General features: G+C 61.4%; 17 protein-coding genes. 16 read left to right on the forward strand and 1 reads right to left on the reverse strand.

The window, feature by feature from the left end; genetic code table 11:
• Window positions 1-54: 54 nt before the first annotated feature.
• The 12 genes from CH305_RS27425 (at window position 55) to CH305_RS29625 (ending at window position 9,799) form a co-directional block, all read left to right on the forward strand.
• The gene (locus CH305_RS27425) at window positions 55-483 is read left to right on the forward strand and encodes a hypothetical protein (protein ID WP_015586151.1); all 429 of its coding nucleotides are present in this window, start codon (window positions 55-57) and stop codon (window positions 481-483) included.
• Window positions 483-2,732 (forward strand): FtsK/SpoIIIE domain-containing protein, encoded by a 2,250-nt coding sequence (locus CH305_RS27430; protein WP_052049378.1) that lies wholly within the window; start codon window positions 483-485, stop codon window positions 2,730-2,732. Before CH305_RS27425 ends, CH305_RS27430 begins: the two co-directional genes overlap by 1 nt.
• Window positions 2,733-2,772: 40 nt before the next feature.
• Window positions 2,773-3,105 carry a hypothetical protein gene (locus CH305_RS27435; RefSeq protein ID WP_015586153.1) on the forward strand — a complete coding sequence of 111 codons (333 nt, stop codon included), beginning with the start codon at window positions 2,773-2,775 and terminating at the stop codon, window positions 3,103-3,105.
• Between the two features lie 715 nt (window positions 3,106-3,820).
• Window positions 3,821-4,513, forward strand: coding sequence for a hypothetical protein (locus CH305_RS27445; RefSeq protein ID WP_052047787.1), 693 nt, complete (start codon window positions 3,821-3,823; stop codon window positions 4,511-4,513).
• Window positions 4,503-5,282, forward strand: coding sequence for a hypothetical protein (locus tag CH305_RS27450; RefSeq protein ID WP_015586156.1), 780 nt, complete (start codon window positions 4,503-4,505; stop codon window positions 5,280-5,282). Before CH305_RS27445 ends, CH305_RS27450 begins: the two co-directional genes overlap by 11 nt.
• A 76-nt stretch (window positions 5,283-5,358) precedes the next feature.
• Window positions 5,359-6,108, forward strand: coding sequence for a hypothetical protein (locus CH305_RS27455; protein ID WP_015586157.1), 750 nt, complete (start codon window positions 5,359-5,361; stop codon window positions 6,106-6,108).
• Window positions 6,109-6,186: 78 nt separating this feature from the next.
• Entirely contained in the window at window positions 6,187-6,618 is a 432-nt protein-coding gene (locus CH305_RS27460) for a hypothetical protein (protein WP_015586158.1), read from the forward strand.
• A 36-nt stretch (window positions 6,619-6,654) separates the two neighbouring features.
• A complete protein-coding gene (locus CH305_RS27465; RefSeq protein WP_015586159.1) occupies window positions 6,655-6,963 on the forward strand; it encodes a hypothetical protein in 309 nt (102 codons plus the stop codon).
• Between the two features lie 168 nt (window positions 6,964-7,131).
• Window positions 7,132-8,022 carry a hypothetical protein gene (locus CH305_RS27470; protein WP_015586160.1) on the forward strand — a complete coding sequence of 297 codons (891 nt, stop codon included), beginning with the start codon at window positions 7,132-7,134 and terminating at the stop codon, window positions 8,020-8,022.
• Between the two features lie 25 nt (window positions 8,023-8,047).
• The gene (locus CH305_RS29235; protein ID WP_155289036.1) at window positions 8,048-8,215 is read left to right on the forward strand and encodes a hypothetical protein; all 168 of its coding nucleotides are present in this window, start codon (window positions 8,048-8,050) and stop codon (window positions 8,213-8,215) included.
• A gap of 145 nt (window positions 8,216-8,360) precedes the next feature.
• Window positions 8,361-8,927 (forward strand): peptide deformylase, encoded by a 567-nt coding sequence (gene def / locus CH305_RS27475; protein WP_015586162.1) that lies wholly within the window; start codon window positions 8,361-8,363, stop codon window positions 8,925-8,927.
• 611 nt (window positions 8,928-9,538) lie between these two features.
• Window positions 9,539-9,799 carry a helix-turn-helix transcriptional regulator gene (locus CH305_RS29625; RefSeq protein WP_080730074.1) on the forward strand — a complete coding sequence of 87 codons (261 nt, stop codon included), beginning with the start codon at window positions 9,539-9,541 and terminating at the stop codon, window positions 9,797-9,799.
• A gap of 12 nt (window positions 9,800-9,811) precedes the next feature.
• On the opposite strand, the gene CH305_RS27485 is transcribed toward CH305_RS29625, so the two are convergent.
• Window positions 9,812-10,765 (reverse strand): UbiA family prenyltransferase, encoded by a 954-nt coding sequence (locus tag CH305_RS27485; RefSeq protein WP_080730065.1) that lies wholly within the window; start codon window positions 10,763-10,765, stop codon window positions 9,812-9,814.
• Between the two features lie 203 nt (window positions 10,766-10,968).
• Here CH305_RS27485 and CH305_RS27490 point away from each other — a divergent pair, with 203 nt between their 5' ends.
• The 4 genes from CH305_RS27490 (at window position 10,969) to CH305_RS27505 (ending at window position 14,749) form a co-directional block, all read left to right on the forward strand.
• Window positions 10,969-11,280 carry an MbtH family protein gene (locus CH305_RS27490; RefSeq protein ID WP_015586165.1) on the forward strand — a complete coding sequence of 104 codons (312 nt, stop codon included), beginning with the start codon at window positions 10,969-10,971 and terminating at the stop codon, window positions 11,278-11,280.
• Between the two features lie 4 nt (window positions 11,281-11,284).
• Complete coding sequence (locus CH305_RS27495; protein WP_015586166.1) at window positions 11,285-12,559, forward strand: lysine N(6)-hydroxylase/L-ornithine N(5)-oxygenase family protein; 1,275 nt, start codon at window positions 11,285-11,287, stop codon at window positions 12,557-12,559.
• A complete protein-coding gene (locus CH305_RS27500; RefSeq protein ID WP_202902192.1) occupies window positions 12,556-13,218 on the forward strand; it encodes an FMN-binding negative transcriptional regulator in 663 nt (220 codons plus the stop codon). Before CH305_RS27495 ends, CH305_RS27500 begins: the two co-directional genes overlap by 4 nt.
• A gap of 346 nt (window positions 13,219-13,564) precedes the next feature.
• Window positions 13,565-14,749 carry an NAD(P)/FAD-dependent oxidoreductase gene (locus CH305_RS27505; protein ID WP_015586168.1) on the forward strand — a complete coding sequence of 395 codons (1,185 nt, stop codon included), beginning with the start codon at window positions 13,565-13,567 and terminating at the stop codon, window positions 14,747-14,749.
• Window positions 14,750-14,843: the final 94 nt, after the last annotated feature.

Here is a 14,843-nt window from a genome sequence, read left to right on the forward strand (position 1 = left end):
GACGCACCTGGATCTACCTGTTCTCGAGAAGGCACGACGAGACAGGGAGTCCCCATGAGCGCACCGACACGACTACACGTAGCGAGGGCACGTTCGAGGAGCAGTCGATCTACGGCCGGCCCCCTGAGTCCTGTCATCGATCGAGGAGCGCTGCCGAACTTCGCTCGGATCGAGACCCTCAGGCTCGACGATCCCACCAACCGGATCGTGACCCTCGCAACCACCGACGAGGTCTGGTCGCTCGTCGTCGAGTGGAATTCGAGCAACCTGCTCGTCGACACCGAAGACGAACGATTGATCAGACTTGTCGATGCGGCTCTCCGCGCTGCGCACTGCCAGCCTCACGCCGCGTGCCGTTTCACCCTCGACTACAACCCGACCCATCTCAACAACGAAGTCGGCCGACGCAGCGTGGCCTTGACCGCAACGATGCGCCCAACTTCCGGTGACGGGATCCTGATCACGATCACCCGGGATGCATGATGTGCGCGCTACCCAACCCGACTCAGGCACCCCTCGACGGATACCGGTCGCTACGTGATGCACCCTCGCTCGACCCCCAGAACAATCCGTGGATCCGCAACTGTGTGCTCTACGTTGCCGGTGGAGTCGTGTCGGCAGCACTGGGCCCGATCCTGAACCTCGACACAGCGATCGCATGGGGTGGAGCAGCACTCGGCGTCGGCGCGGGCGCGGCCGTCAGCTACAACGGCTATCGCGCCACGATCCGAGCCGAAGAGACCGATCGTGCGATCGAGCAGCTCTGCCGGCTGACCGCGTCACCGCCGACCCGTGATGTCCTGACGGCGACTCGGTGGAGCGGCCAGTGGCCCGGCCGTCCGGGCAGAATCACCGTCCGCTACCAGTCGGCCGCGCTCCTTCTCGACGAACAGTGGGAGCCCCGCGTCGTCGAATTGCTCTCCCAGCAGAGCTGGGGCCGGTACCGGATCCAGAAGCACAACACACGCAAACGCCGTCTCGTTCTCGTCCCGGACACACGGTCCGTCTCCGAGACGCATGTCTCGCCCGAACTCGTCAAAGCCACGCGCACGATTCTCGCGCTGCTAGGGCCGACCGGAAAGATCACCAGACACGAGACGGACCCGAGCACCGGGGATCTTGTAGCTGTCGAAGCCACCCATGAGGTCGGACATCGACTCGAGTCCGAGGGCTATCGGGCCCGAGTACAACGAGTAGTGAGCGTCAATCTGCCCGGTCGGTGGCGTGCTCGCTGGAACCTCGAAACGGACTGGGTGCGTTTCGAGGTGCGCCCGACCTTTCCGAAGAAGCTCTACAACCCGGCCGGCCTCGGCGACGCGGAATCCACGACCGATCTCGGCGACCTCGCGCACTCCGACTACGACTCGGTCGCGATTTCGTACGGCGAGGACGAGGACGGCAACCCCATGGTGTGGCGGCCGGCGATCGACCCACACTTCATGCTCGTCGGTGCATCCGGAACCGGAAAGACCGTCACCGCACACACCCTGCTGACACAGCTCACCGCGCACGGTTGGCCGGTATGGGTCGTCGACGGAAAAGGGGTCGAGTTCTTGGGCTTCCAGGACTGGCCGAATGTACAGATCGTCGCCAGCCACATGGAGCACCAGGTCGCGGTCATCTATCGGTTCTGGAATCTCATGGAAACCCGGTACTCGCTGATCGTCAACGGAGAAGCTACCGAGGCCGACTTTGAGCCCGTCGTTCTGTTCATCGACGAGTACGCCGACTTCCGAGGCAACCTGCTCAACTGGTACTCGAGCATCAAAGGTAAGGGTGATCCCACCAAGCCGAAGACCCTCCAGGAAGTGGCGTCGATCGGACGAAAAGGCCGCACAGCGAAGTGCCACATGGTGCTGGGAACGCAGCGACCCGATGCCGAGTACTTCGGCGGCGACATGCGAGACAACTTTCGCCAGCGCGTATCGATGGGCCGTCTGAGTCCGCAGGGCGCGTTGATGATGTGGGAATCGGCAACCACTGGAGTCGGTATCCCGCGCGGATGTCGTGGGCGGGCGACCAGTGTCAACGACCACAACCAAGCGGTCGAAATTCAGACCTACTTCACTCCCGACCCCCGCAAGACTGAGCCCGGGGCCGACGACGCAGCGGTGCTGGACCGCCTGCGTCCTCTCGAAGTGCGGCACGAGCGGTTGGTGATCCTCGACCCGGATCCCGGCGGCACCGTGGACGGCGACGAAGAGATCCGTTTCCATCACGTCTCCGGCGCGCCCTGGGCGCGCGCGTCGGACCATCCCAATCTCGATCCCGTCGCCAGGCGAAAGACGCGCGCGGACAGTGATTCAGCTCGTCGCGCATCGTCGCCGATGGCAATGCTCAATCTCGACACCCCCACCGTTCGCCAGCCCAAGCCCGACGCGCAGACGCCGAAAGAAAAAGCCGTGTCCGGCGTCCCGGGCTCTCCGATGCACAAGGACCGCCCGCACCTGCAGGTGGTCCCCGACGCCGGTACCGACGTCGACGACTGGGAGGGCTACGGCGAATCCGAAGACACTGCTCCGGTCGACCTCGTTGCCGGCGACCTAGTTCTCCTCGACGAGGACGCCGGGATCTGGGTCGTCGTCGACAACGAACCCGACATCTACGGAGACGAGTCGGGTGACGACATGGTCGGGCTGACCTGGCGTGGCGACGGCGACGACGAGGGGGTGCTCGACATTCCTCTCGACGCGACTGTTCAAGTTCGTCGCCCCCTTGCCCTCGCCACCTGAATCACTCTGCGACACACACGATCAGAAGAGGAACAACCACATGTCCCAACACGGCAACAACAGCAAAGCCCTCTCCGACGACGATCAGATGGCGCTGATCTGGATCGCCCCACTCGCAGCCACCATGGCTCTCGGATCCGCAGGCCTGTGGTGGTCGACGGCAATCGCCTGGCTGGTCGAGCACTCCATTCTGATCGCCAGCGAGGCATCCCCGATGGTGCAGATCCCAGCATCGGACGGTGCCGGGCTCGACGGTCGACGACTGATCATCGCTCTCGCCGTCGTCGTCGCCCTCGGTGCCGTCGCGATCAGCGCCGGCCGCTCGGCCTACTCAGCCCGACAGGCTCGACTGCACCGAGGAGACCGGGGATGAGAACGAAAGCCACCAGTGGTCGCCGCGCAGAACTACGCGCGATCGCGAGCAGAGAATCGTTCACGATGCCGCTCGGTCAGTGTGTCCGAGACAGCAACTGGGCCGCCCGCGAAACGGCGGTCGCAGAGCTGCTGCAGTCACGGATCCCACGTCTCGAACGGCGCCGGAAAGCAACCGTCGCTGCAGCGCATCTCCTCGAATCGTGCGAGACCTGCCCGCTCGCGGCCTTCGTCGCATGCCGCACAAGAGCCGAGGCAGATAGCTATACCGGCGTCGCGGCAGGCGGACTGTACGACCGAGGAACTCTCATCACCGAAGAAAAACGACCCGACGGTCTGGACGCGATGCACTCCCGCGAGGTAGTGTCCCCAACATCTGATGTGCGGTCTGACCAACCGCATCAACTGAAAAGGGATGCACCATGACTGACGTCGACGTGGTTTCGCGTACGCAAAACAATCTTTCCCCCGCACTGTGTGATGCAGTGCCCGATAGCAATACAATGAATCCTGACCGGAATACCGGTTCATGGAGTCGCTCGACGACGTCGAGGGGTGGTTCCTTCGGCCCGACGAGCGACGGCAGTGACGCTGCGCGTGCGCGACGTCGCTCCACTCCCGCGGCGGGATCTAACAGAACATCCCGCCGCGGGAGTGCCTCGTCGGTACCCTCCGGACCCGCCCGCCGCCACCTGCTGTCGTTGCGGCTCGGCGGTATGCCCGACCAAATGATCCTCGATCTCACGAAGCTCAGCCTCAGTGATGTGGAGACAGTCGCCAACCACAAATGCTTCGAGACCACCGCAAGCATCTCGAAAGCTATTCTCGACGTCACCTTCCACCCCACCCGGGGACGGGCGATGACCTTAGGTGTCGGAGCTCAGCGACGGATCCGGGCCCTCGTCGCGATGGGCTACTCGGTGCAAGCGCTGTCCGAACTGACCGGGCTGTCGGTGCCCAAGCTTTCGACGTTGCCATCGGATCAAGTTGTCCCCAGTGAACTCTGGTCCGTCATCAACGACGTCTACGACCAGATCTCCATGACACCCGGCCCCGACGAGCAGGTCCGGAATGCAGCCCGTGAGCAGGGATGGGCGACGCCTCTTGCTTGGGACGATGACGAAATCGACGACCCCCGAGCACGTCCACATTCGCCCCGAGGCATCCGCGGCGTGGACGAGGCGGCCGTCTACCGTCGCCTGTGCGGCGAATGGAGACTGCCGCTCACTCTTGCAGAGCAAGCCGAGATCGTAGGAATTTCGCTCCGTCGGCGGTGGTCAACCGAGCACCTGGCCGACGTACTCGGAATCGATCTCGACTCAGCGGTGAAAAAGAAGGTCCGCTACCGTGCCCGGATGGCCGTGCACGCCGCTCGCTCCGATGGTGAACGAGAAGCCGATGTTGCGTAGCGACTACGTCAGAAGTGTCGTGGTCGCTCTGGCGGCAGGCGTCCTATGGGCCTTGATCGAGGCGTCGTCGGCATCCTGGGCCAGCACTCAGGCATCAACTGCTGCGACTGTCGGCCGCGTCTCGATTGTCGCGATAGCAGTGATCGTCGGGGTAGCTCTGTCGGCCGCGCTGCGGACCACCGTCATCGCGGTGTGTGCACGGGTCGAGATCTCCGTCGACGAGGCGGCGCTGGGGACGAAAATTCCCGTCATCGTCTCCGGTGTCGTGTGGGGCGTCATCTCCGCTTTCGTCAGTACTCCGACGAGTGCGCCGCCGGCGGCAATGCTGTTCTTGGCTCTGGTAGTGCCCTGGATTGCGTGGATCGACCAACGCGTGCAACGGATTCCGACTGCTCTTGCGTATCTGGCCGCCAGCGGAACTGCAGCAATGATCTTGCTCACCGGTGTCGTTCACGGCACCTGGGGCGCGGTCGGTCGCGCCCTTCTGGCCGGCCTGGCCGCCGGCATATTGTTCTTCGCGCTTGCAGTGCTTCTGCGCGGCGGAATCGGTATCGGCGATGCGCGACTGGTGGTCTCGCTCGCGATGGTCCTAGGCTACGTCGGCTGGACATCCCTCGGTGCGGCGCTGGTGTTCTCGATCCTGACGGCTTTCGTCGGAGTGATAGTCGTGCGGGTCCTTCGAGCGATCAGATCCGAGCCTGCACGGTCGCATATCGCGCTGGGCCCGTACCTCGCACTCGGCACCGCGCTCACTCTCGTCGCATCCTGATCCGCCTGCGCGCAGTTGCGTCCTGCTTTTTCTTCCCTCCCCGAACTCGACAGCTCCCGAAGAGGTGATTGCCATCATGGCGAAGACACATCAGACCGCATGGACAGCCATTGCCGCAGCCGTGATGGTCGCTGTGGCGGCCGCGGCTGCCGTGGTGATCACGACGGATCACCACGAGGCCGACACTGCGCCACCACCACCCCAGGTCTTCCACGACGTCATCACCGTTGCGAGCCTTCTCGACGCCCTGCCCGTCGTCGACGATATCGACAGCACGGCCAGGTGGCCCGACGGTCAGCGCTTGGCGGAACTTCTCGTGCGGCCGCCAGGCAGCGATCACGGATGCGACACCAGGAACATCGCATTGGCAGCGGAGCTCGAGGCCGTCACATTCGCTGCCGGAACGGACAATTGCGTTGTGGCACAGGGCGTGTTGAATGATCCATACACCGGTGTCACCGTCGAATTCGATGCAGCATCTGAGAAAGATGCTGCAGCAAGCGATTACGTCTACCCGCTGGACGCGGCGTGGGCGTTGGGTGCTGCTGCATGGGCACCCGAACAGCAGCAACGCTTTGTCAGCGACGTACAGACCAACATCATCGTCGCCAGCGCGCAGGCAGTTGAACATCGAGCCCAACGTGGGCTTTCTCAGTGGCATCCGAGCAACGACGACCTCGCATGTGCATTTGCGGCGAAATATCTTCGTGTGGCGCAGACATACGCCTTGCCCATCACCCGCGGTGATGCTGTCGCGGCCACGCAACTCTGCGGTCTCGGCAACACCGCGGTGACAACTGCGGGCGAGACCGAACCGGCGAACTGACCACACGATCGGCCACACAAATCTCCTCCCCAAGAGGAAATGAAAGTCCCTCGCACACAACATGAAAGAAGGAATCTCATGCCCAAGACCGCCGACCAGGCCGATGCAACCACCCGCGAGATCCTCGGCCCGCAGTTCACCGCAATGCGCAACCTTGTCGAAGCAGCCGAGAACAGCCGGCAGAAGGCCGAAGCAGTCGCCAAAGCGCAGGCCGAACATGTCGACTCGACCGCCGAATTCATCGTGGCCTACGACGCCGCCAAAGCTGCAGGCTTCACCACCGCCCAACTGAAGAAGGGCGGCTACGTCCGGCCATCACTGAAGGGAGTCGCAAAACCGGCCACCAGCAAGAAAGAACCCACGCAGACCCCGCCGGCAGAAACCGCCGCCACCGGCGGCGAACCCCACGGGCACGACAGTGGGCAGCAGAACCATGCCGCACCGGCGTCGGAGGAACACCGGAGTGATCACCACAACGAGCACGGCGAGCACGACGCCATGGCGAGCTGACATGACATCCCGTCGACAACCAGAGGGGGCTGTGCGATGAGCACCGACCGAACCGACGCGATCACCCATATCGAGCTGGCCTGCGACGTCTGCGCGCTGGAACCCAGGGACGGGGGAGCGGGACCGCGGGGCGCATGGTGGGCGGTGGCCATGAAAGATTGCTGCGCCGGCGGACAGCTCATGGCCCACCTCGCGTGCGACGAGCACTTCTTCGATCTGATTTCACAGAAGCTGCCCGGCGTATGCACGAGTTGTGGCCACCTGAGCCGGACCCTGTCCGACGTCGTCGATGTCGCATGGACGATAGGAACCGGAACCGACCTGCCCGGCCGGCCGGGACGATGACCCAAGCTGTCGCACTGCTCGGTGGAGGCGTCCGCCGAGCGTGCACTTGCTGCAGCGCTGTCGAATACTTCGGCGGCGCTGCAGGTCGAGTCGGTACCGCCGCCCCCCGCGGGGCCGCAGTACCGACTCTGTATCCGGGACCGCAAGACCCCCTCCGGGTGAGGTCCGATGTCCTCCGCGCGCCGTAGTCGTAACCGCGTCACCCCAGACGGGGGCGCGTTCGACCCCGATCGAGGATCCAGCGGAGAGCTGGAGAAGAAGCAAGGGGTGGTGCTCCCGCACGCATCCTTCGCCGACCGAGCCGCGAATCGCGAGCATGCCCGCGGCCTCGATACCGACATCGAAGGACTGCCCGGTCTGACACGCGCGCGCCGCGACCTCGAACGCGCCTTCCCCCGCAACACCGCCGCGCCGATCACGAACGAACGAAAAAGACGTTCGCTGCCGGCCGCGATCGAACTCCGTCGAAGCCTCAGCGCCCGCCAGCGCAATGCGCGATCAGCCACCAAAAGGACTGTCGAGCAGAGCGTTCCCCGAGCCCAGCACCGTGCGATGAGCACACTGATCGGAGATCCAGAAAATTGGAAACGCACCAACGACGCATTGTCCGATGTCAACGGTGATGCAGTTCGGCTCGACGACGACCAGCGCCGCCACATCCAGAGAGTCGACCGCGCAATCCAGCGATACGAGCGTGAGTCCGGACGTGGACACCTGGTCTACACCGTTGTGAGCTTGCCCCACGCCGTCATCCATCCATCCGAGCTACCCGAGACCCTCTCACCCGGCTCGGTCATAGCTTTCGACCGCTTCACCGGCGCCCGCCACTCGATCCACGAACTCGACGCACACAGCCATCCGACGGACGCCGTATTCGAGATCCAAACAACACGAGGGCTGTACCTCGGAGCATCGGACAAGGGCGACGACACGAGCCACCTCCTCCCACGGGGCACCCGCTACCGAGTCGTCAACTCGCACTTCGTCCCCTACGAGCGACCAGGTCAGAGGGTCAGGGAAAGGCTCGTCGTGCAACTCGAAGACATCGACACGGACTGACCATCAGCGAAAGGAACAAACAGACATGCCCACCGAAAAGGCCTCACCGCCACCACACCGACGAGAACGCCGCGCACCATGGCAATTTCATCCAGACATCATGCCGCGCGCCGACTTTCGCGCCGTCCAAGCCGAAGACCCCCAGACCGGACCCATCGACGGAGCCATCGACACCGGCGAAGAATCGGAATAGAGACGGTCACTTGTCATGGGCCCTGCGCGATCGGATGCTCTCGTCGAGCCACTCCGCACCATGATGACGGCCACAAAACGTGATACGCGCCCAAAACAAACCTCATCGGTTGCTTCTAACGTAGCCAGGGTGGAGCATACGAGTCATGCCTGTCTCTGAACTTCTGCGCCTCGGCAATGCTCGACCAATCGTCCGATGGGGCGACCCTGTCCTGCACACATCGGCTCGACCGGTGACCGACTTCGGTCCTGATCTGCAAAGTCTGCTTGCCGATATGTTCGCGACCAATACTGCTGCGGACGGTGCCGGCCTCGCCGCTCAGCAGGTAGGCATCGACCTTGCGGTGTTCATCTACGATTGCAGTGACGAGACCGGGACACGGCGAACTGGTGTCGTCTGCAATCCGGTAGTCGAACTCGCCGAAGGAAACGATCGACACCTCATCGATTTCGGTGAAGGATGCTTGTCCCTCCCCGGCGCATACACCGACCTCGCACGGCCAGAGTTCTCTATCTGTCGAGGACAGGACCAGTACGGTAACCAGATCGAACTCAACGCAGGCGGCACGCTCGGGCGTTGTTTCCAACACGAAACCGATCACATCAACGGTATCGTTTTCGGCGACCGCCTCTCGAAGCGCAAACGTAAACAGCTCTATCGTGACCACGAGACGGTCTCTGAGCAGTACAGCAACGATTGGCCAACACGATAGATTCTGCTCCGGAAGCAGTGACCGCTCTGCTCCGCCTACCCACCCGGTGACGTCAAGACCTTCACGAAGCCTGACATTCATCTACACGAAACAGTAGGTCGAACCCTCAACGCATCCATGGCTCGCTATTGCACGGCAACGGACCATATGGTCTTGTATCCTGGGCTAGGGAACAGGAGTTCGGGGAACATATGCCTTACGCAATGGCTGCGGCGTCGCTACGGGCCGCGATTCCAGAGGTAGTGACGGCGTACAGAACCACTTTGCTACGCGAGAATAGTCCCCTCGGGATCAATCCGGGGGTGTGGTCACAGTGCCGCCGCCAAGCACTGGCAATCCTCAACGAGTGCGTAGATGCATTAGGCCTTCCCACGTCTTCGACTACTCGGTCGGCGATTCCAGACGAGTACACCCGGTTGCTCGGCTCGCATCGAGCCCTACAGGCAATACCGGCTTCGGAGTCCGTGCGAGCTGTGGAGATTCTGTGGTCATCCCTTGAGCCTGCAATAGAGCTGGCCGCCAAAGAGGCACCCTTGACACACCGACCTGGGGTCTGGAGACGCATCAACGCCGCTTTTCGCCTTGCTGCCGGTGGCCGCCTTCACACGGGCATGCTCAGCTACGAGGAGACCCGAGGCCATTTGAGGGACAGGCAACTTCGAGTGCTTGAGGCCGCGTCAGACGCATCTTTGACCAACCGGGAGCTTGAAGTCTTGGAGGCTGTGGCGTTCGCGATGACCAACCGGCAGATCGCTCGCACTCTGAATATTTCAGAGCTCACAGTCAAGCGGCATCTGTCCAACGCCTATCTGAAACTTGGGGCGTCGTCCCGTATGGACGCGTTGCACAGGCTATTCGGCAGCCGCATCTAGCGGCCCGCAATTTCATACCGCGCGCACCAGGAGGGTGCCGAGCATCGCGAGGTTTGCTGCGTACTGGGTGGCCATGAAAGCGCGGTACCCGCAGCGCCGTGCCTTCAGGTCATAGTCGTTCGCCCGCGCGCATAGCGCCATCACCCAGAGAGCTCCAGCAGTCAACGGCAATGTTCCGAACAGTGCGAGCGGTGCCCATAGCAGTGAGGCGATCGGTGCGCATACTCCAACGACAGTCGTTCCGAATATGGCCAGCCGCCGTGCAGAGCTGAGTCCACGTTGCGCTGCCAGAGTGCGCCTCCCACCAATGGCGTCCCCGTGGGCATCGGATAGGTCCTTCACGACCGCTCCCACCAACGCCATCCATGTTGCCATCGATGCGCAGAAGACTTGTTCCGTACGCCCAAATCCTCCGCCGCCGGCGGCCGCTCCGGCAGCATAACTTGCCCAGCCGAGGCCGAATATCACTACAGAAGAAGACAAACTCCAACGCTTGGCAGCCAGTGGCGGTGCCGAGTACACCCACCCAAGCGTCAGGAAGGCGAAGGTCCAGCACCACATCTCGCGCCCCGCAACTGCAGCCATCAGCAGGGCTGTGATCGCCGTAGCCACGCTGACCCACCGGGCTGTACGGACTGCCAGTTCCCCCCGCGCAATCGGTCGCTGCGACGCGTTTGCCACATCCTCAAGGACGTCAGTCACACCATTGAACAAGTACGTCGATATCACGACGGCCCACCAGGTCAACGCGCCGGCCGCTAATTGTCCGACACCGACAGGCCCTGCAGTCGCTGATACGCCGGCAATTCCAACCGCGAATCGAAGCAGATAGACACCTTGGACCTGCGGTCTGGCCTCCACGAAGCACAACCATGCATTTCTTGCGGGACTCGACGCGCCCCCAGGACGACCTACCTGTGTGCCGTGCTTGACCGACTCACACCGATACGACCACCCATCTGACACAGCCGGAGCCTAGCTGTCGCAGTGCACGAAGGTTTCTGCCCGGACTTGTCTTCGCTAAAACTACATCCAAAGTTGTAGTTTTCTGAGGTATTACCTACTCCCTTCGTGCCACAAAGGGGACCAACGTATTCGCTGCTAGGCAGACTCGACTGGTACCGAAATGCACAGCAGGCGTACTGCAACTCTCCGAGTAAGCGAGGACCATGAGCAATCCGTTCGACGATGAAGACGGCAGCTATTTCGTTCTCACCAACGAGGAGGGGCAGCACTCTCTCTGGCCGGTCTTTATCGACGTCCCGGCCGGTTGGTCAAGAGTGTTCGGCGAGGCCAAGCGGACTGCTTGTCTGGAGTACGTCGACACCCACTGGACCGATTTGCGCCCCAAGTCACTCGCCATTGCTCAGGCCGAAAACCGCAGCCAGACAACTAATGTCGGACCAACTATGCGGCCGGGAACGACCAATTCGGTTGAGGGCATCCCAGCCGATGCCTACCACAACGAAATTAGGTCGTAGCTCGATGGGAGCACAGTCAGGCTCGTCCGTCGCGGACGTTGTTGGGGTCGGTTTTGGACCCTCCAACCTCGCTCTCGCGATAGCTCTTCAAGAGTCCATCCAGCCCGGACCGGTGCCGGCAAAGTTCAGCATGAAGTTCTACGAGCTCCAGCCTCGTTTCGGCTGGCACCGTGGGATGCTCATGGAGGATGCGACCATGCAGGTCTCTTTTCTCAAAGACCTTGCCACCATGCGCAATCCGATGAGTCGGTATACGTTTGTGTCCTACCTCCGAGAGAAAGAGAGAATTGCTGAGTTCATCAACAGCAAAACTCTCTACCCACTGCGGGTGGAGTTTCATGACTACCTGGAGTGGGCAGCTAGCCAATTTCAGTCAAACGTCTCGTACGGGTCCGAGATCAAAGACATCCGACCAGTAGTCGAGAATGGCGTGGTGGAGTACGTCGATGTAGTCGGCCCAGATGACGTTGTTCAGCGGGCGCGGAACATCGTGATCGGAATGGGTTTGACGCCTCGACTTCCCGATGGTGTCAACAGATCTGAGCGGATCTGGCACAGCTCCCAACTGCTGGGCAGAGCAGCCGCAGTTACATACGTCCCTCAAAATTTTGTCGTCGTGGGCTCTGGCCAAAGTGCCGCCGAAGTTGCTGACTACCTTCATCGGACTTTCCCTCGCGCCAATGTGCACACCGTCCTGTCCCGCTACGGCTACAGCGTCGCCGATGACAGCCCGTATGCGAATGGAATTTTCGATCCGGAGGGAGTTGACCGGTTCTTCTCCGCTCCGACCGACGAGAAGCAGAGGCTCCTCGAATACCACGCCAACACCAATTACTCAGTGGTCGATCTCGATATTTCACAGTCGCTGTATCTCAAGAGCTACCAGGAGAAGGTCCTGGGCAAACAGCGGTTACGGATGATCAACACCTCGCGCGTCACATCCGTCGACGAGGACACAGACGGCGTACGGGTCGAGGTCACATCCTCGGCCACCGGTCTGACCCATACCATCGAAGCAGACGTGATCGTCTACGCCACCGGCTACCGGCCAAGTGACCCGGCACCGCTACTCCAGGGCCTGATGCGCGAATGTAAGCACGACGAGCAGGGACGGCTCAGCGTGGGACGCGACTACCGAGTGACGACGTCGGATGCGGTGCGCGCCGGTATCTATGTGCACGGTGCCAGTACCGAACACAGCCATGGACTTTCTGCTGGTCTCCTGTCCAACACTGCAGTCAGATCCGGTGAAATCGCCCAATCCATTCTCAGGAGATGACCATGTACGTCCCCCGGATCTACAAGGCAAGTGATCGGACATGGCTGCGCCGCGTGGTTGCGCAGTACCCTTTTGCGGCTCTGATCTCAAACGGCCCCAAGGCCCCGTACGCCACCCATTTGCCAGTCATCTGTGCTCCCTGCGCCCCTTCAGAGAGCGAGGACTTAGAAGGATCGACACTGTTTGGGCACATGAACCGGGCCAATCCCCACTGGGACTCGCTCGTCGACGGTGCGGATGCCCAACTTATTTTCACCGGGCCTCATGGGTATGTCACCCCAAGTGTCTACCAACGCGATTCTGTAGCACCGACCTGGAACTACGTCTCGGTACATCTCCGAGGAAAGCTGCAACCTGTTGCCGATTTCGAGGAGACGCTCAAGGTCGTTCAATTGACAGTCAGTACGTACGAGCAGAAATTCGGCAGCGGGTGGGAGATGGACAGTTCGCTGGACCACTACCGAAGGATCGGTCCGGCTGTGGGTGCATTCAGTTTTGAGGTGGAATCGGCGGATGGCATGTTCAAGCTCAGCCAGGAGCAGAACCTCGAGACCAGGCGACGGGTGGCGGACCACTTCAGCGCGAACCACGCCGGGCGAGGCAAAGAACTAGCTTCGTTCATGCGGGAGTACAGCCATGGTGACTACAACAACTTCTGATGGGGACATGTCGGACGCACCGACGGAACCCACGGCCCGGGAGCCTTTTGCGCCAAAAGAGCATTCCGTGCCCGCCATTTGTAAACCTTCAATTTCGCACCGGCTCAGCCATTTCGGCCTGGTCTGTTCATCGGTTTACGGATGCAAGCGGAGTTTATAAATTGTGCTACTGCTCTCACGCACCTTGTCCGCCGCCATTCCGACTCGTCGAGCAGGTCAATCGTTCTACCTTCGGAATGAAGTTGGGATTCCGGGGGATTGCTTCCGGACCAAAATCCGGCAAAAGAGCCGACCGGCGAACGTGACCAAGTCGGTGTCATCGCCAGAGAAAGCCAGAAGGTTGGTAATGGATTACGACGTTGTTGTTGTTGGGGCGCGATGTGCCGGCGCTTCGGTGGCACTGCTGTTAGCCAGACAGGGGCGAAGTGTTCTGCTGGTCGATAGGGCCTCCTTTCCGGCGGACACCATGTCCACGTTGTATATCCAGCACCCTGGGGTCGTGAGACTCGCACAGTGGGGGATGCTCGATGATGTTGTGGCCTCCGGTTGTCCGCCTTTGGGCACTATTAGTCACGATGTGGATGGACTGAGTCTGATCGCTGCTACCCCGGCGAAGGACGGTGTTAATGCCGCTTACGCACCACGGCGGTACATACTCGACGATCTACTCATTCGAGCTGCCGTGTCAGCGGGCGCGGAGTTCTCGGATCGGACGTCGGTCCTAGAATTGATTTGGCACGACGAACGCGTCGCCGGAGTTCGCCTCCGGAGTGGAAATTCGACCACATCGGTGTCTGCTCGATTGGTTATTGGGGCCGACGGTATGCGATCAAAGGTCGCGGAACTTGTTCAGGCACCGATCCTCCGATCGGCACCCATAGCAAGCTGCGTGTACTACACCTTCTGGCAAGGCTTGCGAACAGGATTCGGATTCCATGAGCGAGTCGGCCGCTGGATAGCCCGTATTCCAACACATGACGACCTGACAATTGTGGCAGCTTACCTGCCGCAGAGCGAATTCTCGGTCGTTCGGCGGGACCCGCAGAGGGCGTACTTGTCCGCGATCGAATCGACAGCGCCGGATTTATACGAACAAATTATGGCACTCGACCGAGTGGATCGGTGGTGGGGTACGGGGGACCAACGCAACTATTTCCGTAAATCGCACGGTCCGGGCTGGGCATTGACGGGGGATGCGGCTCACCACCTTGACTCGATCAGCGCCCGCGGCATCACCAATGCGCTGATTCAAGCCGACCTGCTCACCGATTCTATTTCCGGGGTGGATGTCGGGAACTCGGTCGCAGTAGATGAGGCGATGGTGCACTTTGCACTGTCGACAGGAGCTGTTCTAGAGGAGCCGTACATGAGTACTCTCGCCCTGGCGAAGCTTCAACCGACGAAGTCCCGGTTGCGCATGCTGCATGCCATTGCCAATTCGCCCGAACTTACATCTCGGTACTTCGGTTTGGTTTCGGGGGCCATCGGGATGCGCGAATTTATGTCGGCCGAGCTCGTCGACTTGTTGTAGCTTGCTGATGAAATATTTCGGGTCTGAATCTAACGCTGAGGGTGGTCACCCGAGTGGTTCGCAAGGAAGTGTTTTGCTGGGCGCTGAAAGGGTT

This window comes from Rhodococcus sp. 15-649-2-2 (assembly GCF_002258645.1).
GTDB lineage: Bacteria > Actinomycetota > Actinomycetes > Mycobacteriales > Mycobacteriaceae > Rhodococcoides.

Excerpts from the sequence above, each read along its gene's own strand:
- CH305_RS27425 (WP_015586151.1), top strand. The coding sequence starts at position 55 with ATGAGCGCACCGACACGACTACACGTAGCGAGGGCACGTTCGAGGAGC.
- CH305_RS27505 (WP_015586168.1), top strand. The coding sequence starts at position 13,565 with ATGGATTACGACGTTGTTGTTGTTGGGGCGCGATGTGCCGGCGCTTCG.
- CH305_RS27450 (WP_015586156.1), top strand. The coding sequence starts at position 4,503 with ATGTTGCGTAGCGACTACGTCAGAAGTGTCGTGGTCGCTCTGGCGGCA.
- CH305_RS29235 (WP_155289036.1), top strand. The coding sequence starts at position 8,048 with ATGCCCACCGAAAAGGCCTCACCGCCACCACACCGACGAGAACGCCGC.
- CH305_RS27460 (WP_015586158.1), top strand. The coding sequence starts at position 6,187 with ATGCCCAAGACCGCCGACCAGGCCGATGCAACCACCCGCGAGATCCTC.
- CH305_RS27465 (WP_015586159.1), top strand. The coding sequence starts at position 6,655 with ATGAGCACCGACCGAACCGACGCGATCACCCATATCGAGCTGGCCTGC.
- def (WP_015586162.1), top strand. The coding sequence starts at position 8,361 with ATGCCTGTCTCTGAACTTCTGCGCCTCGGCAATGCTCGACCAATCGTC.
- CH305_RS27430 (WP_052049378.1), top strand. The coding sequence starts at position 483 with ATGTGCGCGCTACCCAACCCGACTCAGGCACCCCTCGACGGATACCGG.
- CH305_RS29625 (WP_080730074.1), top strand. The coding sequence starts at position 9,539 with ATGCTCAGCTACGAGGAGACCCGAGGCCATTTGAGGGACAGGCAACTT.
- CH305_RS27435 (WP_015586153.1), top strand. The coding sequence starts at position 2,773 with ATGTCCCAACACGGCAACAACAGCAAAGCCCTCTCCGACGACGATCAG.
- CH305_RS27445 (WP_052047787.1), top strand. The coding sequence starts at position 3,821 with ATGCCCGACCAAATGATCCTCGATCTCACGAAGCTCAGCCTCAGTGAT.
- CH305_RS27455 (WP_015586157.1), top strand. The coding sequence starts at position 5,359 with ATGGCGAAGACACATCAGACCGCATGGACAGCCATTGCCGCAGCCGTG.
- CH305_RS27470 (WP_015586160.1), top strand. The coding sequence starts at position 7,132 with ATGTCCTCCGCGCGCCGTAGTCGTAACCGCGTCACCCCAGACGGGGGC.
- CH305_RS27500 (WP_202902192.1), top strand. The coding sequence starts at position 12,556 with ATGACCATGTACGTCCCCCGGATCTACAAGGCAAGTGATCGGACATGG.
- CH305_RS27495 (WP_015586166.1), top strand. The coding sequence starts at position 11,285 with ATGGGAGCACAGTCAGGCTCGTCCGTCGCGGACGTTGTTGGGGTCGGT.
- CH305_RS27490 (WP_015586165.1), top strand. The coding sequence starts at position 10,969 with ATGAGCAATCCGTTCGACGATGAAGACGGCAGCTATTTCGTTCTCACC.